Source organism: Nocardia ninae NBRC 108245 (genome assembly GCF_007990755.1).
GTDB classification, from domain to species: Bacteria; Actinomycetota; Actinomycetes; order Mycobacteriales; family Mycobacteriaceae; genus Nocardia; species Nocardia ninae.
In genome coordinates this window covers 1-21,728 of sequence record NZ_BJXA01000039.1, presented here as the reverse complement: position 1 = coordinate 21,728, position 21,728 = coordinate 1, and the positions used below count along the sequence as shown (strand labels likewise).

The window sequence follows — 21,728 nt, the reverse complement described above, 5'->3', positions numbered from 1 at the left end:
TCAGGGGCAGGTGCTGAGTTCCCGTGTCATGGCGTCTTTCTCGGCCTGGGTGACCCAGAGCTGGTAGGCCGCTTTGACCTGAATCTGCCTGGTCAGGTAGGCGCAGCGGTAGCCCTTGCTCGGCGGCAGCCAGCTGGCGGCGTCGGAGTCGCTCTTGGACTGGTTGGTCGGGCCGTCGACGGCCTGCAGGTTCAGCGGGTCGTTGGCCAGGTCACGGCGGCGCGCCTCGGAAAGCTGTTGCGCGCCTTTCTGCCAGGCGTCCGACAGCGCGATGACGTGGTCGATCTGCACGTCGTCGGAGGTCTTCGGGCCGCGGACGAACTTGATGGTCTTGCCGGTGTACGGATCGTTCAGGGTGCCGGTGGCGACCACGCAGCGGCTGTTGTCCTTGAAGGTGATCTCGGTGAGATCCCGCTGCAGGATGTCGTTGCGGGTGTCGCACTTGTTGTGGCCACCGGGGACGGACACGTCATCGGTCCAGGCGGGGCCGAATTGTTCACGGGTGTAACCGGTTTTGGGGGCGCGGCCGGCCACCCGGATCGTCTCCAGCAGGGCGAGGGTGTCGCGGCCGGGCATGCTGGCGGGCGCGTCGGCGCAGAGGGTGGAGCCGCACTGCGCGCTGGCTCTGGGAGATTCGACTCGGTTCACGTAGTAGTAGGACACTCCGATGAATGTCGCGATGGCCAGCCCGATGAGAGCGAGCCGCTGCACTGTGAACTTCATCGAGCTTCCTAACGCCAACCACCTGAACTATATCGGGCGCCAACGTATCCGGCGGCCGAGGTCGTGGAAGTGATTGGGGGGTATGACGTTCCGCACAGCCAAGGGGGCTGGATACAACACCACCCTCGAGTCGCCGTGCCGGCGCCGACTCGAGGGTGGCTGATCACGAGGGAGATCGACCGTCGCGCGGGGGTGCGAATGGGTGTCCAGTCCATGTTCCGCACCCACCGACACCGCGGGTCCGATGAGGGAGGACCCGAGCTGTCGAACCGCGCCGGGCGAGCTCGCTCGTGATGATCGTGAGTAGCTGGTTGCTACGTATTGAGACAGTAGATATCGGGACCTGATCTTGGCAAGCCGAATGCTCTGATTCGGGATTATTCTCAGGTTCATTTCAGACTGATTGTTAGTTCTACTGGATTCGTACGGATATGACGGTCGGTTGCGGGCCGCGTCGACGGCGCGGAACTCCCATGCGGCCGTGACGAGCGTCACCTCGGTGGCGGTCACAGCCGAGTGGATTCGCGTGTCCAAACCGAGTGAAGGCAAGAATGCCGGACCTTTGGAAGGACTGATCATGGCAACCGTCGACGTTCTCGACTCGTTCATCAACTACCGCGACACGGGGGCCGGTGCGGTGCCGGTGGTGTTCCTGCACGGCAACCCCACCTCCTCGCACCTGTGGCGCAACGTGATTCCGCACGTCAGCGACCAAACCCGGGCGCTGGCACCTGATCTCATCGGCATGGGGGCCTCCGGCAAGCCCGACATCGGCTACCGGTTCGTCGATCACGCCCGCTACCTGGACGCCTGGTTCGACGCGCTCGACCTGGACCAGGTGGTGCTGGTCGGCCACGACTGGGGCGGCGCGCTCGGCCTGGACTGGGCCGCGCGCCATCCGGGTCGCGTCCGCGGCATCGCGCTGATCGAGACCTTCCTGCGACCGATGCGCTGGGCCGATATGCCGCCGCTCGGCGCCGAACTGTTCCGGAAATTCCGCAGCGCCGAGGGGGAGCGAATGGTGTTGGCGGAGAATATGTTCATCGAGTTCAACCTGCCCAAGGGTGTCGCGGACCTGTCGTCGGAGGATCACGACGTCTACCGCGCGCCCTACCCGACGCCGGAATCCCGTAAGCCGCTGCTGGTCTGGCCGCGGGAGTTCCCGCTGGACGGCGAGCCCGCGGATGTGGTGGCGATCGTGCGCAACTACGGGGAGTGGGCGGCGCGCACGCCCGAGGTGCCGAAGCTGGTGATGGGGCTGGCGAACGGGGTCGGATTAGGCGCGCCCGAGGCGATCCAGTGGGCCGCAACCACCTTCGCCGGCGCCGAGGTCGCGTCGATCGGCCCGGCCGGGCATCACGCGCCCGAGGATCGGCCGGACGAGATCGGTGCGGCGGTGGCCGGGTGGCTCCGGCGGCACGCGCTGGTCGGTACGACTGCCGAGATCTCCTGATCGGAGCGGTTCCCCCTTAGCCGCGCGGTGCCGCCGAGGCGGCGAACCCATCGAGGAGGTGCCGCAGGCCGAATTCGAAGAGCCGGTCGATGTCGAACTGGAAGTCATTGCGCTCGTTGAGTCTCGCGAGCGTGGGAAACTGTCCGCTGGCCAGGAACTGTTCGAACTCCGGCTCGCGGACATCCCACGGTTCGACCGGTGCGCCTGCCCGGCGTACCCCGGCTTCCAGTTCCAGGTTCACGGCGATGCCGCGGACATAGCTGTACAGCGCGACGTGGGCGTAGATCACGGCGTCCGGACCGAGGCCGAGGTCGTCGAAGGCGCGCACCGCCCATTCGGTATGCGCCAGCAACTTCGGCGTCGGGTCCGGCTGATTCACCCAGATCGCCGCGACCACCCACGGATGCCGGTGGTACATCGCCCATTGCAGGCGGGCGAGCACCTCCAGGCGTTCGCGCCAGCCCACGGGTGCCGGGTCCGGGAATTCGGCTTCACCGAACGCCGCGTCCGCCATCAGCAGCACCAGTCGATCCTTGCTGCCCACATGGCGATACAGCGACATGGTCGGCACGCCGAGTTCGGTGGCCACGCGGCGCATCGACAGTGCCGCAAGACCTTCGGCGTCGGCGATGGCCATGCCCGCGCGCACCACCAGCTCCGCGGTGAGTTCGGTATCGCGGCTGTGCTCGCGCGCGGGTGCGGCGTGCGGGGTGTCCACCACGGTGCCGACGCCCGGCACCACTCGCACCACTCCGTCCTGGCGCAGCACGGCAAGCACCTTGGTCGCGGTGGCGATGGCGACGCCCCACTCCTTGGTGATCTGCCGTGCGGAGGGCACCCGGTCGCCGGCCCGCAGCTCGCCGGAGGTGATCCGCTGCCGGATCTCCGCCGCGATGCGCAGGTAGGGCGGAGGGGCATCCGCGGCGTCAGCTGTACTAGTACGCATGGCACGAATACTAGCCACTTCACCAGTGCAAGGCTTGCTAGAACACTATGTACAACGTACGGACTGTCATGTACGTTGTACTCCGACAGCTCGAAGCGCGGCAGAAGTGAGAACGCCATGACGAACACGAACATCCTGATTTCCGGTGCCGGAGTCGCAGGCCCGGCGCTGGCGTACTGGCTGCGCAGGCACGGCTACACCCCGACGGTGGTGGAGCGGGCGGCGGCGCCGCGCCCCGGCGGGTACGCGGTCGACTTCCGCGGCGCGGCGCTGACGGTGCTCGAACGGATGGGGATCCTCGACGAGGTGCGCAAGTACAGCACCACGATTCGCGACAGCGAGGTGGTGGACAGCGACGGGCGCCACGTCGTCACCATGCCGGCGGCGATCTTCGCCGGTGAACTCGAGGTGCTCAAGAGCGATCTGACGGACATCCTCTACGCGCTGACCAAGGACGAGACCGAGTACCTCTTCGACAACTCGATCACCGCGCTCGACGAGGACGCCGACGGTGTGCTGGTGCATTTCGAACGAGGCGAGCCGCGCCGCTTCGATCTGGTGGTCGGTGCGGACGGGATGTATTCGAAGGTGCGGGCCCTCGCCTTCGGCGACCACGCGGACTACATCCACCATCTAGGCGTCTACAACGCCATCTTCGCCACCGACAACTTCCTGAACCTCGACTACGAGGGCCGCGCCTGCCAGCTCGGCGGCGGCAGGTCGGCGAATGTGTTCAGCGCCAGGGATAACACCGAGGCCCGCGCCGCGCTGTACTTCGCCGCGGAACTGCTCGACTACGACCGACGTGACCTCGACGCCCAGAAGCGGCTCCTGGCGGAACGTTTCGCCGGGGACGGCTGGGAGATGCCGCGCCTGCTGGAGTATCTGGCCGCGTCGTCGGACCTATACCTGACGCCGGTCAGCCAGGTCCGGATGGACACCTGGTCGAAGGGCCGGATCGTGCTGCTCGGCGACGCCTGCGCCTGCGCGTCACCGCTGTCCGGTCGCGGCACCTCACAGGCGCTCATCGGTGCCTACCTCCTGGCGGGTGAATTGGCGACTGCCGCAGGTGATTACGCGGCCGCGTTCGCTAGTTACGAGAACCAGCTGCGTGACTACGTGAAAACCAACCAGGCAGGCGCTGAGGAAGTGGTCGGCATGATGTTCGCCGAACCGCCGCCGCAGGAGGTGTTCGACGCGATGGCCGCCAACCCGCCGGAGGCCGACCCCGAACTCGTCACGTTGAAGGACTACTGACCCGCGCCGGGCGGCGCTACGGCTCCAGTGGACATCGCCCGGGCGGTACGACGGTCCCGGTAAACATCGCTTGCGCCACAGCCGGGTTCGCCGAAGGATGGCTGGATGAGCACGCAGGCGCAGGACGACGAGCTGGTCGCGGCCGAGGAGCGGGCGCTGGTCGAGCGCGCTGTCGCCGGTGACCGCGACGCGCTCGCCGAGGTGGTGCGCCTGCTGCAAGATCCGCTGTACCGGCTCGCGCTGCGGATGGTGTGGCGGCCCGCGGAGGCCGAGGACGCGACGCAGGAGATCCTGTTGCGGGTGCTCGCCCATCTCGGCACCTGGCGCGCCGAGGCCAAGCTCCTCACCTGGGCCTACCGGATCGGCGTCAACTATCTGCTGAACCTGAAAAGACAGACACCGCAGGAAGCCGCGCAGCTGAGCCTGGATGCTTTTCGGGACGGCTTGGCCGACGGGCTGGCCGAGGCGGACTATCGCGGACCGGAAGCAACGCTGCTGGCCGACGAGGTCCGGCTGACGTGCAGCCAGGCCATGCTGCAATGCCTGGCCCGCGACGAGCGGGTCGCCTTCGTGCTCGGTGACGTCTTCGAACTCAACTCCACCGACGCCGCCTGGGTACTCGACGTCACCCCGGCCGCCTACCGAAAGCGCTTGCAGCGGGCCAAGAAACGTCTCGGCTCGTTTCTGACCGCCACCTGCGGCCTGGTCAACCCCGAGGCCTTCTGCCGCTGCTCGCGCCGGGTGGACAAGGCCGTCGCGCTGGGCCGGATCGACCCGCGCAAGCCAGGCCTCGCCCGCCATCCGGTCAGCCCGGGCGGCCGCACCGTCGCCCAGGCCGAACAGCAGATGATCCGGTTGCACGACGCGGCCGCCGTCCTGCGCGCGCACCCGGATTACGCAGCGCCGCAGGCGAAGATGGACGCGATCACCGGGCTCCTGGACTCCGGCCGCTTCCCGCTGCTGAGCTGACGGTCGGCCGCGGCGCATCGGTCAACTGGTCGCAGGGGCGGGCCGAAGCAGCGCGCCGTTCAGTACGCCGCGAGCAGTGCGCACCGCCACCGCCGACCACGCGGCGACCAGCACGACATACAGGATCATCGCAATGGCCGCGAAAAAGTCAGCGCCGGTGTGGGTATAGAGCACGGTGCTTCCGGTGACACAGGTGCCGAGCGGGAAGGTGAAGCCCCACCAGGTCAGGTTGAAGGTCAATTCGCCTGCACGATAGGTCTTTACGGTGACCGCACACGCCAGTGCCAGCCACAGCATGGCGAAGCCCCAGGTGGCGAGGCCGAAGATGACCGAGAAGACCAGGAGGCCCTTCGCATAGAGGTCGGGCATGGCCGCGGGCGCCACATTGGCGAGCAGACCTGCGGCGGTGACGGATTGACCGAGCGGCCCGAGCACGATCCACAAGGTAGGCACCATGCTTGCGGCCGGGGTGCCGTGATGCACCAGCCGCGACCAGATCATGGTGATGGTGATCAGGGCGGCGATCAGACTGAGACCGAACATCGCGACACAGAGCAGCATCATGGTCATCCGCGGCTGACCCGCGGGGGTGTGCGGGATGAGCAGGGCGCCCATCGCGGCGGACACCATCGGCGGAACCACCGGCATCAACCAGCCACCGAACGCGGCATCGGCGTCGATGCGGTGCCTGGTGAACATCCGGTAGGGGACGGCGAAGGCGGTCAGCAGGCCGAGCACGGTGCCCGCGGTCCACAGCACCCAGTCGATCGCCACCGCGGCGGGCATTCCGATCACGTCCGAACCGAGCAGCAGGGTGCCGCCGCCGACGGTGAGCAGCGCCATCGGTGGGGCGCCGAAGAACTGCGACATCACCGGATGGTTGCGATGGTCGCGGGCGGTGTCGGGGAAACGCACCCAGTGGGCGACCCACGCGACGCTCAAAGCAACCAGCAGTGCGGCGGCCAGCGCCCACACGACAGTCGCGGCGCCGCGCAATCCGGGGAACTGCCACGGCAGGGTGGCCGCGGCAGTGGCGACGATGCCCGTGCCCATCACCGCGGCGAACCAGTTGGGGCCGAGTTGGCGCAGCGAGCCGGACCGGTGCGGACGGCGGTCGAGCTCGCCGACCAGACGCCGTGGTGCGGGGCGGAAGGTCACGGTGGCGGTCATGTCTCCAGCGTCGCCGGAGGTCGCCGGGTCGGGTAGCGGGCATGTTCCTATGTATGCATAGACTCGTTCTATGCCCCTGTCGCCGCGAGTCCCCGACCTGGCCGCGCTCGACCTGCTGCTTTCGGTCATCGAGCTTGGCAGTCTCGGCCGGGCGGCGGCGGCACATGGCATCAGTCAGCCCTCCGCGTCCTCGCGCATCCGGTACCTGGAGAAGCTCGTCGGCGTGCCGGTGCTGGAGCGCACCACGCTCGGCTCCCGGGCAACCCCCGCCGGTTCGCTGATCGCGGAGTGGGCCCGCGGGGTGATCCGCGCGGCCGAGCAACTCGACGCCGGAATCGACACCCTGCGCGCCGAACGCGACTCGCACCTGCGGGTCGCGGCCAGCCAGACGATCGCCGAATACCTCTTTCCCGCCTGGCTGATGAAGCTGCGGGCCACCGCGCCGGGTACCGCGATCGCCTTGGAATCCGGCAACTCCGTCGAGGTCGCCGAGCAGGTCCTGGACAACAAGGCGGCCATCGGTTTCATCGAAAGCCCGCAGAGCTTCCGCGGTCTGGAGTCCCATGTCGTCGCGCACGACCGCTTGGTCGTCGTGGTGGCCCCCGCACACCGCTGGGCGCGGCGCGGCTCGGTCGGCCGCGCCGAACTCGCCGAAACCCCGCTGATCCAACGGGAATCCGGCTCCGGCACCCGAAACTGGTTCGAGCACGCGATGTCTCGGGAAATCCCCGGCTGGCGACCCGAGGTCGCGCTGGAGCTGTCCTCCACCACCGCCATCAAGACGGCGGTCGCCTCGGGCGCGGGCCCGGCCGTGCTGAGCTCCCTGGCCGTGGCAGCCGAAGTCACCGCAGGCGCCCTGGTCTCCCCGAAGGTCACCGACTTGGCATTGGAGCGCACCTTGCGCGCCGTGTGGCCGACCGGACAGCGGCCGACCGGTCCGGCCCGCGACCTCTACACGATCGCCCGCGCCACCGCCCGGTAGCGCCTACGCACTGTCGGCGGGCTGGGCGGTCGGGGGAACTCCGGTGTCCAGGAAGCGGATCAGGCGATCGATGCGGGCGGTGTGGTCGACGCAGCGCTCGAGGTGGTTGGCGAGCAGGGCGATGGTGATGGCGGTGGTGGTCGACTGCTCCGCTTCGGGGGCGGCGAGGGCCGAATGTAGTTGCTTGTGCAGCAGTTCCATCGCGTGCAGGCCGGGATCCTGCTCGGCGGGCGGTTCTTGGTGACCGGTCGCGACGGCCTGACCGCTGAGCGCGGTGCGGGTCGCGGCGAGTGTGCCCATCGCGGCCAGGATGTCGAGGATCGGTTGCGGCGCAACATGTCCCGGATGGCTTTGATAAACCTGGTCGGCGACCCGGCTGAACAGCGCGCCGATCCGCGACAACTCGGTAGCGATCTGGATGGCGGTGACCACGTGACGTAGGTCGCGGGCGACCGGCGCCTGCAACGCGAGCAGCACCACCGTCCGCGCCTCGCACGCGCCGTACATCGTCTGTAGTCGCTCATCGAGTGCGAAAACCTCATACGTGGCGGTGAGGTCGGCACCGACCAATGCGTCGGTCACCCGCTCGGCCGCGTCATGGGTAAGCCTGCACATCAACGTCAAATCATTGGTCAACGCGACTAGCTCGCGAGTGAACTGGGTGCGCACGGGCAAATTCTCGCCCATAACCGCGCGGCCGGTCGCATTAATCCCCACCTGGCCATGAATTGACGGTGCAGATGATGCCAACTCGCCGTTATCTGGTCGAGAATAGGCAGGGCACTTGACCGCGACGGACAGGATTGTGGTGTGAAGCGCGATGTCTCAGCTCAGCTCGAGGTGGCGATCACCGCGCCGACCACCCTCGAATTCCAGATCGCCGTCGCCCGCCAGCCGAACCTGGACCTGACCGAGTCGCTGGTGTTCGAACTGGACGGCTGGGCCATCACGCCCTGGGAAATACTCGGCCCGCACGGCACCCGAATCCACAAATTCTCGGTCGGCCCAGGCACTTTGCGGGCGCACTACCACGCGACCGTGCTCGGTCACGCCACCCCGGAGACCACCACCGACTACGACCGCGCGCTGTACCTGCGCCCCAGCCGATTCGCCGAGTCGGACAAACTGCTCGGCTTCGCCGCCACCGAATTCGGTTCCGGCACACCGGATGCCCAGCTCGCGGTGCTGGTGTCGCAGTGGGTCGGCCGCCGGATCCGTTACGTCGCGGGCAGCAGCGACCCGATCGACGGCGCGGTGGAGACGCTGCTGTCCGGGGCAGGCGTGTGCCGCGACTTCGCGCACCTGGTCGTGGCGCTGCTGCGCGCGGTGAAGGTGCCCGCGCGGGTGGCGTCGGTGTACGCGCCGGGCTGCGCGCCGATGGACTTCCACGCCGTCGCCGAGGCCTACATCGACGGCGCCTGGCGCGCCCTCGACGCCACCGGCCTGGCGCCGCGCTCGACCCTGGTCCGGATCGCCACCGGCCGGGACGCCTCCGATATCGCGTTCCTGGACAACCACGGCGGTGAGATGAAGGTGCGCAGCTTGCAGATTCACGCCACGGTAGACGGCCTGCTGCCTTTCGACGACAACCTCACCCCGACCGCGGTCTGCTGAGCGCGATCAGGAGATGTTCTTCAGGAACGACACCGCGTTCGCGCTACCCGCCACCACGATGTCGAGCTTGCCGTCACCGTCGAAGTCGGCAACGACCGGCGTCTGCGGCTGTGCTGTTACGCTGAAATCTCCTGTCTTGCTGATGGTTCCGCCGTTGCCGGTGAAGATCACCATCTTGGAGTTCAGCACCGCCGACATCGCGGCGTCCAGCTTGCCATCCCGATTGAAGTCGCCGGCGGCGATGCTGGTCGGCCCGAGGCCGGAGATGTTCACCCGGTCGGTCTTCTTGAAGTCCCCCTGACCGTCCGACAGCAGCAGCGTGGTGCTGAAGGAGAACGAGTCGGCGGTGATCACGTCGTCGATGCCGTCGTTGTCGAAATCGCCCGCGCGCACATCCTCGGTGATCAAGCCGCTGGTGCTCGCGCCGCGCCGGGTGAAGCTGCCGTCGCCGTTACCGGTGAACACATGCACCTGTTGCAGCACGTCATTGTTGATCGCGATATCGATCTTGTTGTCCGAGTTGAACTTTCCAACGGTGAACGCCGCGGCGACGCCCGGGATCAGGCTGGTCGACCCGTCTTCGAGGGTGCCGTCGCCCTTGCCGAGCCAGGTCTTCACCCCGGCGGGCACCAGGCTGAGCACATCGGCCTTGCCGTCGCCGTTGGCGTCCGCGACGATCACCTCCTGTTGTGCGCCTTCGAGTGTCAGGTACTTTTCGGCCGGCTTGAAAGTGCCGTTGCCGTTGTTCAGGAAGGTCGCGACCGTCGTCCAAGCCTGCGCGACGACGTCGGGCTTGCCGTCGCCGTTGAGGTCGCCTACCCCTACCGCGCCGAATCCGTTGCCCGCGTCGCCAACTCTGGTGCCGGTGTTGAACCGGCCGTCGCCCCGGCCGGTCATCAGAATCGGCCCTGCCCCTTGGAAATCGGCCGAGACGATATCGGCCTTGCCGTCGCCGTTGAAGTCGGCGGTGACGGTGCCGATCGCGGACGGACCGGGGCCCCACGACGGAAATTGGCCACCGGAGGGCGAATCCACCTTAGGCGCGAAATTGATCGCTCCCGCGGCATGCGCGGGAGCGGGGGTGGTCAGGACGGAGCCGAGTAGGCCGAACGTCGCGGCGGCCGCGGCGAGAATCACGCCGCGCGGGCGAGGGGAGAGAGCGTACATGAATTGTCCTGGTGTGCGCAGTGATAAAGCGGGGGACCCGGACTTTATGATGTGTGTCACAGTGGAACAGCGGTTATTCCGATAATTCGTCGGATTGCCCACCGCGATGGTATTCGGCTGTGGCACTGTGCCAACGGTTTCGGTGCTCGCGGGTCGCGCCCCGGTGCTACCGTCGCCGCATGCCGAGCAAGCGCGATATTCAACATCGAGTGGTCACCACGTTGCAGCGCCGCGTCGTCAATCCGTTGCAGCGCAGGGTGCCCGCCCAGCAGCTGCTGGAGACCGTCGGCCGGGTGAGCGGACAGCCGCGCGTCACCCCGATCGGCGGCCGCAAGGTGGGCAACGAATTCTGGCTGGTCTCCGAGTTCGGCGACCGCTCCCAGTACATCCGGAACATCAAGGCGAACAACCGCGTTCGGGTACGCCTGCACGGCCGCTGGCACACCGGCACCGCGCACCTGCTGCCCGAGGACGACGCGCGCGCCCGGCTGCGCGAGCTGCCCCGCGGCAACAGCGCGGTGGTCCAGCTGGTCGGCACGGACCTGCTCACCGTCCGCGTCGACCTGGACGACTAAGCGCGCGCTACTCTTTCGCGCACTTCGACCAGAACTGGAACGGCCCCGCGAGATCGAAGGCGTTCTGTCCCCTGGCCGCCGCTTTGTCCTGCGCTTCGGTGATGGTGCCGCCCCAGTCGGAGGCCCAGCCACCGTTCCTGCCGAAGGCGAACGCGACACAGTTGTCCTTCGACCAGACGGGTTCCAGACAGGAAGCGCCACAGGCGATTTGCGCCTGGCCGACCGCGGCGTCCTGGCTGATCGAGCTCCTGGCCCAGTGCACCTCCTCGGTCGCCTCGTTGTAGGCCGCCGCGATCCACACGTTGGCCACCTTCGGCGTGGTCGGCGGTGCCGTGCTGATCGGGGGGAGCTTGGCAGTCGTCCGGGTGGTCGGCGCCCCTGCGGTACTGGTGGCGACGGCGAAGCTGGTGGTGTCGGCGCCGCTCGCGTCGACCCGGTCGTTCTTGGCCGAGTTCTTCAGCACCTTCAGCCCGATGACCCCGCCGATCACCAGCAGGGTGAGCAGGACCGAACCGATCACCGCGAGCACCTTGCCGCCGCCACCACCGCCCGAGCCGGGCCCGCCGGGTCCGTACGGCGGCGGGAACCCCTGCCCGGGCGGACCGGGCGGGAAGCTGCCCTGCTGCGGCGGATACTGCTGCGGCGCTTGCTGATACATCGGCGCTTGCTGATATGGCGCTTGCTGGTATTGCGGTGCCTGCTGGTATTGCGGGACCGGATACTGCGGAACCGACGGGTACGGCTGCCCTTGCGGATCGTAGGGCTGACCTTGTTGGTACGCCGGATCCTGCTGACTCAGCGGGTTCAGCAATGTCGGATCCGCGGGCGGCACCGGTTGGTAGGCCTGGTTCGGTTGACTCAGCGGGTTCAGCATCGTCGGATCGGCGGGCGGTACCTGCTGATACCCCGGATCCGGCCGGCCGAGCGGATTGAGCATCGTCGGGTCCGCGCGTGGATGCGGCGACTGCGCCCCGCCGTCGGCGGCGCTCGGCTGGTTCAGCATGGTCGGATCGGCGCGCGAGTAGCCAGGAGCCTGCTGTTCGTCCTTCGCTGCGCTCTGCTGCGCGTGTGGATCGTATGGCTGCCCGGGGTAGGGGCCGGGTGGGTTTGACATGCGTCCCCGCTGCTGGTCGTCTCGATCAAGGCCGAGCCAGGGTATCGACTCGGCGCTCGGTTATCTGCCCCTGCCAGTGGGGGCATTGTCCGATTCGGTGCCATTTCCGGGGCGGCACACCGCGCTGACCTGTGTGCGGAGGGTTAGCTGCAACGATGGATCTCATGATCCGTGTGTTGACCGACCGCTGGACCGTGTTCGTACCAATCATCGCCGCCCTCGCGCTGGCCGTCACCTGGGGGCGAAGTCTCTCCGGAGCGGCGGTGGTCGTGGTGGCCGCCGCGCTGATCGGGGCGGTGCTCGCGGCGGTCTATCACGCGGAGGTGGTCGCGCACCGGGTCGGTGAGCCGTTCGGGTCGCTGGTGCTCGCGGTCGCGGTGACCGTCATCGAGGTGGCGCTCATCGTCACGCTGATGATCTCCGGCGGCGACAAGGCCGCGTCGCTGGCCCGCGATACCGTCTTCGCCGCGGTCATGATCACCTGCAACGGCATCTTCGGGCTGTCCCTGCTGGTCGGCGCGCTGCGCAGACGGGTGGCGGTGTTCAATGCGGAGGGCACCGGCGCGGCACTGGCCACGGTCGCGACGCTGGCCACGCTCAGCCTGGTGCTGCCGACCTTCACCACCAGCCAGGCCGGGCCGGAGTTCTCCGCCGGCCAGCTCGCCTTCGCCGCGGTCGCCTCGCTCGCGCTCTACGGGCTGTTCGTCATGGTCCAGACGGTGCGGCACCCGGACGACTTCCTGCCCGTCGAGGGCAACGGCGTGGTCACCGACGAGGACGTGCACAGTGAGTCGCCCACCGCCAAGGCCGCGCTGCTCAGCCTGGTGATGCTGTTCGTCGCGCTGGTCTGCGTGGTCGGGCTGGCGAAGGTGGTGTCACCGTCGATCGAGTCGGCCGTCGCCGACGCCGGGCTGCCGCCGTCCGCGGTCGGCGTGGTGATCGCCTTGCTCGTGCTGCTGCCGGAGACCCTCGCCGCGGTGCGGGCCGCGCGCCGCGATCAGGTGCAGATCAGCCTCAATCTCGCGCTCGGCTCGGCCATGGCGAGCATCGGCCTGACCATCCCGGCGATCGCCGTGGCCACCATCTGGCTGGACGGGCCGCTGGTGCTCGGGCTCGGCGCCACGCAGATGGTGTTGCTCGCGCTGACGATCGTGGTCGGTGTGCTGACGGTGGTGCCCGGCCGGGCGACGCTGCTGCAAGGCGGCGTCCACTTGGCCTTGTTCTCCGCATTCGTCTTCCTCGCGGTGAGTCCATAGATCGTGATTCGACGCACACGACGCGGTCGAGGCCGAGCCATGTGGGCGGTGTGCTGACTATTGGCCCAGCTCCGGCCCTTTAGCCGGTGTGCGGCCGCCCCGCTTGTCCCATTTGCCGATTACGCCCTTTCGTAATCGGTCCGTGATCTTGCTGGCGGTTAGCTAAATCACATGATGCACGTCACAGTTATGCGAAAACGTGCTGATAACCCGTACCAGAACGGCCATTTACTTCCATCTCGTGCTGTTGACCGGGCAACGAAGCTAGTCGCCGGCAAGCGTTGAGGAGGCGATGGTCACACCGTGATCGGCTTTACTGTTACCGGTTGTCACCGATAGCTTCATGGTGGCAGTGACGCCCATCATGGAGAGAACGACTGTGAAACCTGAGACACACCGGCCCGGCTCGGGCCCCGAGTGGCGTCTATGACCCGGGCGCGCTCGAGTGCCACCGCCGTCCGCGTCGTCCGCAAGAACTTCTCCGACACTGTCGTTTCGTCGTTGCGGACCTTCGGTCGCGCCGTGGACATCGCACGGGAATCGGTGACCGGCACGGTCACCGGGATCGCGCGCGGCCAGTTCGAGTGGCGCGAGGCGACCACGCAGGCCTGGCGGTTGGTCACCGTCACGGCCATCCCGGCGATCCTGATCGCCATCCCGTTCGGCGTCATCGTCTCGATCCAGGTCGGCAACCTCATCCACACGCTCGGCGCGGACTCGCTGCTCGGCGCGACCGGCGGCCTCGGCGTCATCAAGCAGGGCGCCCCGCTGGCCACCGGATTCCTGCTCGGCGGTGCGGGCGCCGCCGCCATCGCCGCCGACCTGGGCGCGCGCACGATCCGCGAGGAGATCGACGCGCTGAACACCATGGGCATCAGTCCGATTCCCCGCCTGGTCATTCCGCGATTGGTCGCGATGATCCTGGTGGCGCCGCTGCTGAACATCCTCATCATCTTCGTCGGCATCGTCGCCGGTTACGCGGTTGCGGTGGGCGGCCAGAACGTCACGCCCGGCAGCTACTGGGCCACCTTCGGTTCCTTCACCACCGTCGCCGATGTCTGGGTCTCGCTGCTCAAGGCGGCCCTGTTCGGCTTCCTGGTGGTGGTGATCGCCTGCCAGCGCGGGCTGGAGGCCAAGGGCGGACCGCGCGGGGTGGCCGACGCGGTGAACGCGGCGGTGGTGCTGTCGGTGGTGTCGATCGCCGTCGTCAACCTCGGCGTCACACAGGTGGTCGAGATGTTCCTGCCGACAAGGCTGGTCTGACATGTCCGCATCGACCTATGTGCCCAAGGGTTTGGGCTGGCTCAGCCGCTTCTACCAGCGCCGCGGCCTGCTGCTCGCCCGGTTCGAGGCGCTCGGCTTCGTGCTGGCCTTCGTCTGGCAGGTGCTCTCCTCGATCCCGTCGACGATCAAGCACTACCGCGACGAGACGCTGCGCATCATCTCCGACATGACCTGGGGCCGCGGCTCGGTCATCGTCGGCGGCGGCACCGTGCCGATGATGATCGTGCTCGGCCTCGTCATGGGCGCCTCGGTGGCCGTCGAGTCGTTCACCATGCTGAACATGCTCGGCATGGGCCCGGTCACCGGCATCGTCTCGGCCTACGCGACCACCCGCGAACTCGCGCCGATCGCCGCGGCCATCGGCTTCGCCGCGCAGGCGGGCTGCCGCATCACCGCCGAGATCGGCTCCATGCGCATCTCCGAGGAGATCGACGCGCTGGAGGCGATGGGCCTGCGCTCGGTGCCCTTCGTCGTGACCACCCGGGTGATCGCGGGCGCCATCTCGATCGTGCCGACCTTCCTGATCGGGCTGATCCTGGCGTACCTGTCCTGCCGTGGCCTGATCACGTTGGTGCACGGGCAGTCCGCGGGCGTGTACGACCACTACTTCTTCCAGTTCGTGGCCGGGTTCGACGTGATCGCCGCGGTGATCAAGGTGGCCATCTTCGCCACGGTGGTCATCCTCATCCACAGCTACTACGGCTTCTTCGCCACCGGCGGACCCGAGGGCGTCGGTATCGCCTCCGGCCGCGCGGTGCGCGCCTCCTCGGTGGCGATCGTGGCCATCGACATGGTGCTCACCATCGTGCTGTGGGGTTTCAACGCGACGATCAGTTTCACGGGGTAATGGCGATGCCGAAGTATGGATTGCCCGGAGTGGCGGTCGACAAGCAGCGGTCCCGGCTCGTCGGCCTGGTCGCGGTCGCAGTGATCGTGGCGGTGGTCGCGGTCCTTGCGCTGCAACGCGAGCTGCGCACCGACGACGGGATGCATATCTCGCTGCACACCGAACAGGTCGGCGACGGCATCCTGGCGGGCACCCCGGTGCGGGTGGACGGCGTGCAGGTCGGCACGGTCACCGGGGTCGACCCGGCCGAGCGCGGCACCCAGCGCATCGGGTTGCGGCTGGATCGTTCGCAACTGCACGGCATCGACGACAGCATGCGGGTCGACTACGCGCCCGCAAACCTGTTCGGCATCAGCGAGATCGAGCTGCGCCGCGGTGCGGGCGGATCCGCGCTGCGCGACGACAGCGTGCTCGACCTGACCGGCGCCAATTCCGCCGCGATCTTCGACGCCACCATGGGCAGCATGCTGCGCAGCCTGTCGGCGTCCGGTGACTCGGTGCTCACCCCGCAGATGGCGACCGTGATCAGCCAGGTCTCGCACGACATGAAGGCGTTCACGCCGCTGGCGCAGGCGATCATCCAGGCGGCCCAGATCGTCACCGACAACCAGCGGATGCCGTTCTCCGAGCTGGCCGCCGCGCTGGGCCCCGCGTTCTACGGCGCGGGCAACTTCGCCGGCGCCAACGAGGTGATGGTGGACATGATCCGCAATATCCCTCGGCTGCAATCGAATCGGGAATCCTTCGATGCCGGCGTGCGGATGCACACCGACACGTTGCTGCCCGGTATCGCCAACCTCGGCACCGCACTGGGCAACGATCTGTCCGGCGTCACCGACATGCTCGCCCCGGTGCTGACGCTGCTCGCGCAGATGGTGCCGCAGCCGCGGCAGTCGGGGGCCGACCTCACCGAGTTGCTGCGCAGGTTGCGTGCGGCCATGCCCGACACCCCGAACGGTCCGGTGCTGAACGCCGAGATCGATCTGAGTGGCATGCCCGTCCTGGCACCGCTATTGGGAGGTGCCCGATGAAAGTACGTTCCGCCGCTTGGCGGCTCGGCCTGTTCGCGGCGGTGATGATCGGCGTGCTGATCATCGTCTGCACGGCGATCAAGCGGCCGGTATCGGGGCCGACCGAGGACCACAGCGCGTTGTTCACCGATGCCAACGGCTTGAAAGTGGGCGACGACGTGCGCATGTACGGCGTGCAGGTCGGCAAGGTGAACGGGATCGAGCTCGACGGCGTGCAGGCGCGAGTTCGGTTGTCGCTCAAGACCGATGCGTCCATCTACGACAACTCGAAGCTGGCTATCCGCTACCAGAACCTCACCGGTCAGCGCTATATCGACCTGCAGCAGCAGCCGCAGCCCGGTAAGCGCATCCCGGGCGGCGCGACGGTCGGCACCGATCACACCGTGGCCTCGTTCGATGTGACCAGCATGTTCAACGGCCTGAAGCCGGTGCTGGCCACCATCTCCCCGGAGGAGATCAACCAGTTCAGCGCGAGCATGGTCGCGCTGATCGAGGGCGACGGCAACGGCATCGGCCCCGCGCTGGCGGCGATCGACAAACTCGCGGCGCACGTCAAAGACCGGCAGGTGGTGATCGACAAGGTGCTGCAGAACCTGTCCGACCTGCAGGAAACGGCCGGCGGGAAGGTCCACTACATGGTGCCGCTGCTGGCCAGGCTGGCCGACATCTTCTCCGGCCTGGAGTCCAATATGGCCGGGCTGGCCCAGTTCGCCGCGGCCGCGCCGTCGGTGCTCGGCCCGCTGGACAACCTGTTCAACGCCCTCGGGCTACAGAGCCCCGACGATGTGGACGCGTTGATCCACCAGATCTTCCCCGACCCGCAGCAGGCCCTCGAGATATTCGACAAGCTGCCCGGGCTGCTGGCCGGCTTCGACGCGGCGATCCCCAAGTCGGCGGTCGCGGGCTGGAAGCCGCAGTGCACCAAGGGCGCGGCGGACGTGCCGCAGGTATTCGGCGTACTGATCGCGGGACAGCAGGTGGCGGTATGCGCTGGGTGAGCGGCATGTTCGCCGATCGTCGTGTGATCGGCGAGCAGGAGACCAAGCGGCGCGAGATCCGGCTCGGCATCATCGGCGTGGTCCTGGTGGCGATCGTGGCGGTCGCGGCCGGCGTGCTCTACGTGGTGCCGATCGGCAAGAAGACCTACACCGCCGATCTCGCGGAGGCGCAGTCGGTGAAGGCCGGTGACGACATCCGCGTGGCCGGGATCAGCGTCGGCACGGTGAAATCGCTGGAGCTGAAGCCGGATCGGGTGGTCATGCGCTTCACCGTGGACTCCGGGTTGTTCGTCGGCGATCAGTCCACGCTGGATGTCCGCATGCTCACCGTGGTCGGTGGCAACTATGTGGCGCTGTTCCCCTCGGGCACAACACCGTTGGGCGACAAGCACATTCCGATGGATCGGGTGCGGCTGCCGTACAGCCTGGTGCAGACCTTCCAGGATGCGGCCGAGCCGGTCAGCAAGATCGACGGAGATACCTTGCGGCGCAACCTCGCCGCGCTCGGCACCTCCGTCGCGGAGGCGCCGGACACGTTGCGCACCACCCTCGACAGCCTCAGCAGCTTCGTCGACGACCTCAACCGCCAGCACGAGATGATCTCCAAGGCGATCGCCAATGCCGATGAGTACGTGACCATGTACGACGGCGCCAAGGGCTCGCTCGGCAGGCTGGTGCAGGCCACCAACCGGATGGAAGACCTGGTCCTCGGCAAGCGGGCCGAGTTGCAGGAGGGTCTGCGGTTGCTGAACGCCGTCATCAGCAAGGCCGCGGCGATCGCGCCGACCTACGCCGAGCTGAAGCCGAAACTCCAGCCGCTGTTCGACGCCGTGCCCCGGATGTCGGAGCTGCTGAACAAGCTGGATCCCGTCATCGGTTCGGTGCAGGACATGCAGCAGAAGCTGTCGGCGCTGGCCGGGCCCGACGGCGGCGTGACGATCGACCAGTCCGGGCAGACCATCACCGCGCCCGCGGGCGCGCTCGCGCGGGTCTGCGTGCCGTTGCCGGGGAGGGACTGCTGATGCTGCACAAGGTGCTCGGCTCGCGGGCGTTCATGTCGGTCTCGGGTGCGCTCGTCGCGGTCGTGCTCGTCGTCGTGGGGTACTTCATCGCCTTCGACCCGATGAAGAAGACCGAGAGTTACTGCGCGATCATGCCCGACAGCGTCGGGTTGTACGTCGGCAACCAGGTGACCATGCGCGGCATCCCGGTGGGCACGGTGACTTCGATTGCGCCGCAGGGTAAGTCGGTGAAGGTCGAGTTCGACGTCGAGGCCGACAAGCCGGTCTACGCCGACGCGGGCGCCACCACGCTCGCCGACAGCATCGTCGCGGCCCGTCAGCTCGCCGTGGTGACCTCCGGCCAGAACACCGCGCGCTGGAATGCCGGTCAGTGCATCACCAAAACGCTGACGCCCAAGAGCATTTCCGAGACGTTGAACGCGGTGGCGCAGCTCTCCGCGCAGATCTCCGGACCGGACAACAAGACCCCCGACGCACTCGCCCAGGGGTTGTCGCAGCTGAACGCGGCGACCGCGGGGACCGGGCCGCAGGTCAACGACATCATCAAGAAGCTGAGCGGGGCTATGGCCTCGCCCGACGCCGATATCGGCCATCTGGTCGGGGTTTTCGACGCCTTCGCCTCGGTGGGCAAGAAGGTCGAGGAGCACTGGGGCGACATCGAATCGATGTTCCGCCGGTTGGCGCCGACGCTGAACGCGGCGCGCACCGACCTCCTGGAACCCGGTGCCCAGGTGATCGACGGACTCGGGCAGCTGCTGCCGATCCTCAACGACCTCACCACGGCCTTCGGCGATCCGATCATGAAGTCGCTCGATGTCACCGTGCCGCTGGTGAAGTTCCTGCGCGCCCGGGTCGGCTCGCTGGCCCAGATCGTGTCGATGATGCCGGTGCTGACCGACGCCTTCCGGTCGTTCGGGCAGTCCGGGATCACTTATACCCCACCGAAGGTCGCGATTCCGCAGCAGCAGGCCGATCAGGTCTGCGCGGTGGTGAACGCGATGGCGCCGGGTCGCTGCGACGCCGCGGGCGGCATGGCGAAGGTCGATATGGCAGCACTGCTGTTCGGAATGGCGGGTGCACGATGAACATCCATCGGGACGAGACCGGGCGACCGGTCGTCACACTTGCCCGTCGGGAAAAGGGCAGCGGCGGTAGTCGTTTCGTCGCCGGACTGGCGTTGGTGCTGGCGGCCGCGCTGCCCGCCGCGGGCTGCGCGTTCGATCCGTCGTCGGTGCCGGTGCCCGGCTCCGAGGTCTCCGGCGCCACCTACGACGTGCACATCCAGTTCGCCAATGTGCTGAATCTGCCCGCGCGGGCCAAGATCATGGCCAACGGCGCCCAGGTCGGCACGGTTTCCGGTGTGTCCGTGGTGGATTCGGCCAAGGCGGGCGGCCGCGGCGGTTACGTGGTTGTCGACGCCCGGATCTCGAAGTCGGCGCGGTTGCCCGCGGCCACCCTGGCCGAACTGCGGCAGAACACGGTGCTCGGCGACATCCATCTCGCGCTGATCACCCCGTCGAACGGCTTCGACAAGCTGCTGCCGGAGGGCGGCACGATCCCGCTGTCGCAGACGAAACCGCCGGTGCAGCTGGAGGACACGATGGCCGCGCTGGCCACCTTCACCCAGGGTGGCGCGGTGCAGCAGGTGCAGGACACCATCGAGCAGCTCAACGATGTGCTGCCCGCGGACCCCGCCCGGACCAAGCAGATCGGCAAGACCCTGGCCGACGACGCGGTGGACCTGGGCAACCACCTGGACGACCTCGACTCGCTGCTCGACGGGATCGACAACAACACCAATGTGCTGCACGGCATCCGGCCGGTGCTCGCCGACCTGCTCACCCAGGAGTCGGTGGACCAGATGAACGGCATCGCCCCGTCGATCGTCGGGGTGACCAAGATCTTCAACCAGCTCGGCCCGATCGGCACCTCGCTCACCTGGCTCGGCCCGCTGCTGAACAGCGCCGACGGTACCGTGCAGGCCTTCCTGCCGCTGCTGGCCTCGGCCCGCCCGCTGGACCTGAGTCAGCCGTCGAATCTGCAGGCGCTGGTCTCGCTGGTGCGCGAGAAGATCATTCCGTTCGCCGAGCACGGGCCCAAGGTGAACATCACCGGCGTGAAAACCGATGCGCCGGTGCCGATTCAGGACCAGACGGATCGGATCATCCAGACCCTACGCATGATCGGAGTCGTCCGATGAAGCTCGGGCCGATCGCCTCGCTCGGCGGCATCGCCGCCATCACCGTGCTCGGCGCGGGCTACCTGACGTTCAACGTGGTGCAGGCCGACCCGCTGGCCGAGTACACCGATGCCAGCATGGTGCTGACCAATTCGGGCGGGCTCGCCGTCGGGTCGCCGATCCTGCTCACCGGGATCGAGGTGGGCCGGGTCAGCTCGGTGCGCAAGAGCGCGGACGGTGTCGAGGTCGGTCTGAAGCTCGCCGCGGACCGCCGGGTACCCACCGACAGCACGGTCACCATCGAGCACCTGTCCGCGCTCGGCGAGCCATATGTCGAGTTCCGGCCGAACGGCGACGGCGGACCGTACCTGCGCGACGGGCAACAGCTGACGACCTCGAATGTGCGGATGCCGCTGTCGATTCCGGAGGTCGCTCGGCTCGCCACCAAGACGCTGAACCAGCTCGACCCGACGGTGGTCGGCTCGCTGGTGAGCACCGCGGAGCAGTCCCTGGCCGGCACCGACGGCGCGATCCCGAATCTCGCCCGCTCCGGCGATCTGCTCGCGGCCGCCATCATGAGCCGCAACCCGCAGATCGCCTCGCTGCTCAACAGTTTCCAGAACACGGCCACCAACATGGATTGGGTAGGACCGTCGTTCAGTGCCGCCGCGCCCGAGTGGGTCCAGTTCACCCAGGCGCTCAGCGATCTCGTCGCCCACGTCGGCCGGATGGTCGACAGCCAGCCGATCGACCAGTACACGACGGGAAACGGGATCGCCCCGTTCACCGCCAAGACGGTCGACGCGTTGCGTGAGCTCGAGCCGGAGCTGAGTTCACTGGCGCCGGTGCTGCGCCCGCTCGTCGATGCGCTGGTCGCGGCCGCGCCGCGCATCGATATATCCGACCTGATCTCCCAGGCCCTCGCCGAGGTCGACGCCGATGGCGCCGTCAAGGTGCGGGTGGCCGTCAAATAGGAAAGGAGGACGCGATGTCGAACGACGTTGTGACCGAACCGAAGCAGGACGTCGACACCGAGGCCACGCCCGCCCCGGCCCGCGACCCGAAGACCGTCTCGATTCGCCTGTCGACCGTCGCGGTCGCCGCGGCGCTGGTGGCGCTGACCGCCGCGACCGTGGTGTTC

General features: G+C 67.8%; 21 protein-coding genes. 15 read left to right on the top strand and 6 right to left on the bottom strand.

Going from position 1 to position 21,728, the window contains the following annotated elements; genetic code table 11:
- Entirely contained in the window at nt 1–723 is a 723-nt protein-coding gene (locus tag NN4_RS25305) for an HNH endonuclease family protein (protein WP_147136231.1), read from the bottom strand.
- A 577-nt stretch (nt 724–1,300) separates the two neighbouring features.
- Between NN4_RS25305 and NN4_RS25300 the strand changes: the two genes are divergently transcribed.
- Nucleotides 1,301–2,176 (top strand): haloalkane dehalogenase, encoded by an 876-nt coding sequence (locus NN4_RS25300; protein WP_147136228.1) that lies wholly within the window; start codon nt 1,301–1,303, stop codon nt 2,174–2,176.
- 16 nt (nt 2,177–2,192) lie between these two features.
- Here the strand turns inward: NN4_RS25300 and NN4_RS25295 are convergent, their stop codons facing one another.
- Entirely contained in the window at nt 2,193–3,122 is a 930-nt protein-coding gene (locus tag NN4_RS25295) for a TetR/AcrR family transcriptional regulator C-terminal domain-containing protein (RefSeq protein ID WP_147136225.1), read from the bottom strand.
- A gap of 117 nt (nt 3,123–3,239) precedes the next feature.
- Between NN4_RS25295 and NN4_RS25290 the strand changes: the two genes are divergently transcribed.
- Together NN4_RS25290 and NN4_RS25285 are read left to right on the top strand one after the other, a co-directional pair.
- Entirely contained in the window at nt 3,240–4,379 is a 1,140-nt protein-coding gene (locus NN4_RS25290) for an FAD-dependent monooxygenase (RefSeq protein WP_147136222.1), read from the top strand.
- A 105-nt stretch (nt 4,380–4,484) separates the two neighbouring features.
- Nucleotides 4,485–5,348 (top strand): RNA polymerase sigma factor, encoded by an 864-nt coding sequence (locus NN4_RS25285; RefSeq protein ID WP_147136219.1) that lies wholly within the window; start codon nt 4,485–4,487, stop codon nt 5,346–5,348.
- A gap of 21 nt (nt 5,349–5,369) precedes the next feature.
- Here the strand turns inward: NN4_RS25285 and NN4_RS25280 are convergent, their stop codons facing one another.
- Nucleotides 5,370–6,518 (bottom strand): TDT family transporter, encoded by a 1,149-nt coding sequence (locus NN4_RS25280; protein ID WP_147136216.1) that lies wholly within the window; start codon nt 6,516–6,518, stop codon nt 5,370–5,372.
- Nucleotides 6,519–6,588: 70 nt separating this feature from the next.
- Here NN4_RS25280 and NN4_RS25275 point away from each other — a divergent pair, with 70 nt between their 5' ends.
- A complete protein-coding gene (locus tag NN4_RS25275) occupies nt 6,589–7,500 on the top strand; it encodes a LysR family transcriptional regulator (RefSeq protein WP_147136213.1) in 912 nt (303 codons plus the stop codon).
- Between the two features lie 3 nt (nt 7,501–7,503).
- Here the strand turns inward: NN4_RS25275 and NN4_RS25270 are convergent, their stop codons facing one another.
- Complete coding sequence (locus NN4_RS25270; protein WP_246181072.1) at nt 7,504–8,169, bottom strand: phosphate signaling complex PhoU family protein; 666 nt, start codon at nt 8,167–8,169, stop codon at nt 7,504–7,506.
- A 141-nt stretch (nt 8,170–8,310) separates the two neighbouring features.
- Here NN4_RS25270 and NN4_RS25265 point away from each other — a divergent pair, with 141 nt between their 5' ends.
- Nucleotides 8,311–9,114 (top strand): transglutaminase-like domain-containing protein, encoded by an 804-nt coding sequence (locus NN4_RS25265; protein ID WP_147136208.1) that lies wholly within the window; start codon nt 8,311–8,313, stop codon nt 9,112–9,114.
- A 6-nt stretch (nt 9,115–9,120) separates the two neighbouring features.
- Here NN4_RS25265 and NN4_RS25260 read toward each other — a convergent pair whose 3' ends face one another.
- The gene (locus tag NN4_RS25260; protein ID WP_147136204.1) at nt 9,121–10,281 is read right to left on the bottom strand and encodes an FG-GAP repeat domain-containing protein; all 1,161 of its coding nucleotides are present in this window, start codon (nt 10,279–10,281) and stop codon (nt 9,121–9,123) included.
- 179 nt (nt 10,282–10,460) lie between these two features.
- On the opposite strand from NN4_RS25260, the gene NN4_RS25255 reads away from it, so the two are divergent.
- On the top strand, nt 10,461–10,856 hold the full coding sequence (locus tag NN4_RS25255) for a nitroreductase/quinone reductase family protein (RefSeq protein ID WP_147136200.1): 396 nt from the start codon (nt 10,461–10,463) through the stop codon (nt 10,854–10,856).
- Nucleotides 10,857–10,863: 7 nt separating this feature from the next.
- Here the strand turns inward: NN4_RS25255 and NN4_RS45165 are convergent, their stop codons facing one another.
- Complete coding sequence (locus NN4_RS45165) at nt 10,864–11,970, bottom strand: DUF4189 domain-containing protein (RefSeq protein ID WP_186818628.1); 1,107 nt, start codon at nt 11,968–11,970, stop codon at nt 10,864–10,866.
- A gap of 164 nt (nt 11,971–12,134) precedes the next feature.
- On the opposite strand from NN4_RS45165, the gene NN4_RS25240 reads away from it, so the two are divergent.
- The 9 genes from NN4_RS25240 to NN4_RS25200 all read left to right on the top strand — a co-directional run bounded on the left by NN4_RS25240 (nt 12,135) and on the right by NN4_RS25200 (nt 21,561).
- Nucleotides 12,135–13,226 (top strand): calcium:cation antiporter, encoded by a 1,092-nt coding sequence (locus NN4_RS25240; RefSeq protein ID WP_222595160.1) that lies wholly within the window; start codon nt 12,135–12,137, stop codon nt 13,224–13,226.
- A gap of 426 nt (nt 13,227–13,652) precedes the next feature.
- Entirely contained in the window at nt 13,653–14,489 is an 837-nt protein-coding gene (locus NN4_RS25235; protein WP_147136191.1) for an ABC transporter permease, read from the top strand.
- A 1-nt stretch (nt 14,490) separates the two neighbouring features.
- Complete coding sequence (locus NN4_RS25230) at nt 14,491–15,357, top strand: ABC transporter permease (RefSeq protein WP_147136188.1); 867 nt, start codon at nt 14,491–14,493, stop codon at nt 15,355–15,357.
- A gap of 5 nt (nt 15,358–15,362) precedes the next feature.
- Nucleotides 15,363–16,388 (top strand): MlaD family protein, encoded by a 1,026-nt coding sequence (locus NN4_RS25225; RefSeq protein ID WP_147136185.1) that lies wholly within the window; start codon nt 15,363–15,365, stop codon nt 16,386–16,388.
- Complete coding sequence (locus tag NN4_RS25220) at nt 16,385–17,386, top strand: MlaD family protein (RefSeq protein ID WP_147136182.1); 1,002 nt, start codon at nt 16,385–16,387, stop codon at nt 17,384–17,386. Before NN4_RS25225 ends, NN4_RS25220 begins: the two co-directional genes overlap by 4 nt.
- Nucleotides 17,374–18,408, top strand: coding sequence for an MlaD family protein (locus NN4_RS25215; RefSeq protein ID WP_147136179.1), 1,035 nt, complete (start codon nt 17,374–17,376; stop codon nt 18,406–18,408). The genes NN4_RS25220 and NN4_RS25215 overlap by 13 nt, the downstream gene beginning before the upstream one ends.
- Nucleotides 18,408–19,493, top strand: a complete 1,086-nt coding sequence (locus tag NN4_RS25210) for an MlaD family protein (RefSeq protein WP_186818627.1) — start codon at nt 18,408–18,410, stop codon at nt 19,491–19,493. The genes NN4_RS25215 and NN4_RS25210 overlap by 1 nt, the downstream gene beginning before the upstream one ends.
- On the top strand, nt 19,490–20,608 hold the full coding sequence (locus NN4_RS25205) for an MlaD family protein (protein WP_147136173.1): 1,119 nt from the start codon (nt 19,490–19,492) through the stop codon (nt 20,606–20,608). The genes NN4_RS25210 and NN4_RS25205 overlap by 4 nt, the downstream gene beginning before the upstream one ends.
- Nucleotides 20,605–21,561 carry an MlaD family protein gene (locus NN4_RS25200; RefSeq protein WP_147136170.1) on the top strand — a complete coding sequence of 319 codons (957 nt, stop codon included), beginning with the start codon at nt 20,605–20,607 and terminating at the stop codon, nt 21,559–21,561. Before NN4_RS25205 ends, NN4_RS25200 begins: the two co-directional genes overlap by 4 nt.
- Nucleotides 21,562–21,728: the final 167 nt, after the last annotated feature.

Excerpts from the sequence above, each read along its gene's own strand:
- NN4_RS25305 (WP_147136231.1), bottom strand. The coding sequence starts at position 723 with ATGAAGTTCACAGTGCAGCGGCTCGCTCTCATCGGGCTGGCCATCGCG.
- NN4_RS25300 (WP_147136228.1), top strand. The coding sequence starts at position 1,301 with ATGGCAACCGTCGACGTTCTCGACTCGTTCATCAACTACCGCGACACG.
- NN4_RS25295 (WP_147136225.1), bottom strand. The coding sequence starts at position 3,122 with ATGCGTACTAGTACAGCTGACGCCGCGGATGCCCCTCCGCCCTACCTG.
- NN4_RS25290 (WP_147136222.1), top strand. The coding sequence starts at position 3,240 with ATGACGAACACGAACATCCTGATTTCCGGTGCCGGAGTCGCAGGCCCG.
- NN4_RS25285 (WP_147136219.1), top strand. The coding sequence starts at position 4,485 with ATGAGCACGCAGGCGCAGGACGACGAGCTGGTCGCGGCCGAGGAGCGG.
- NN4_RS25280 (WP_147136216.1), bottom strand. The coding sequence starts at position 6,518 with ATGACCGCCACCGTGACCTTCCGCCCCGCACCACGGCGTCTGGTCGGC.
- NN4_RS25275 (WP_147136213.1), top strand. The coding sequence starts at position 6,589 with ATGCCCCTGTCGCCGCGAGTCCCCGACCTGGCCGCGCTCGACCTGCTG.
- NN4_RS25260 (WP_147136204.1), bottom strand. The coding sequence starts at position 10,281 with ATGTACGCTCTCTCCCCTCGCCCGCGCGGCGTGATTCTCGCCGCGGCC.
- NN4_RS25255 (WP_147136200.1), top strand. The coding sequence starts at position 10,461 with ATGCCGAGCAAGCGCGATATTCAACATCGAGTGGTCACCACGTTGCAG.
- NN4_RS45165 (WP_186818628.1), bottom strand. The coding sequence starts at position 11,970 with ATGTCAAACCCACCCGGCCCCTACCCCGGGCAGCCATACGATCCACAC.
- NN4_RS25240 (WP_222595160.1), top strand. The coding sequence starts at position 12,135 with ATGATCCGTGTGTTGACCGACCGCTGGACCGTGTTCGTACCAATCATC.
- NN4_RS25235 (WP_147136191.1), top strand. The coding sequence starts at position 13,653 with ATGACCCGGGCGCGCTCGAGTGCCACCGCCGTCCGCGTCGTCCGCAAG.
- NN4_RS25230 (WP_147136188.1), top strand. The coding sequence starts at position 14,491 with ATGTCCGCATCGACCTATGTGCCCAAGGGTTTGGGCTGGCTCAGCCGC.
- NN4_RS25225 (WP_147136185.1), top strand. The coding sequence starts at position 15,363 with ATGCCGAAGTATGGATTGCCCGGAGTGGCGGTCGACAAGCAGCGGTCC.
- NN4_RS25220 (WP_147136182.1), top strand. The coding sequence starts at position 16,385 with ATGAAAGTACGTTCCGCCGCTTGGCGGCTCGGCCTGTTCGCGGCGGTG.
- NN4_RS25215 (WP_147136179.1), top strand. The coding sequence starts at position 17,374 with ATGCGCTGGGTGAGCGGCATGTTCGCCGATCGTCGTGTGATCGGCGAG.
- NN4_RS25210 (WP_186818627.1), top strand. The coding sequence starts at position 18,408 with ATGCTGCACAAGGTGCTCGGCTCGCGGGCGTTCATGTCGGTCTCGGGT.
- NN4_RS25205 (WP_147136173.1), top strand. The coding sequence starts at position 19,490 with ATGAACATCCATCGGGACGAGACCGGGCGACCGGTCGTCACACTTGCC.
- NN4_RS25200 (WP_147136170.1), top strand. The coding sequence starts at position 20,605 with ATGAAGCTCGGGCCGATCGCCTCGCTCGGCGGCATCGCCGCCATCACC.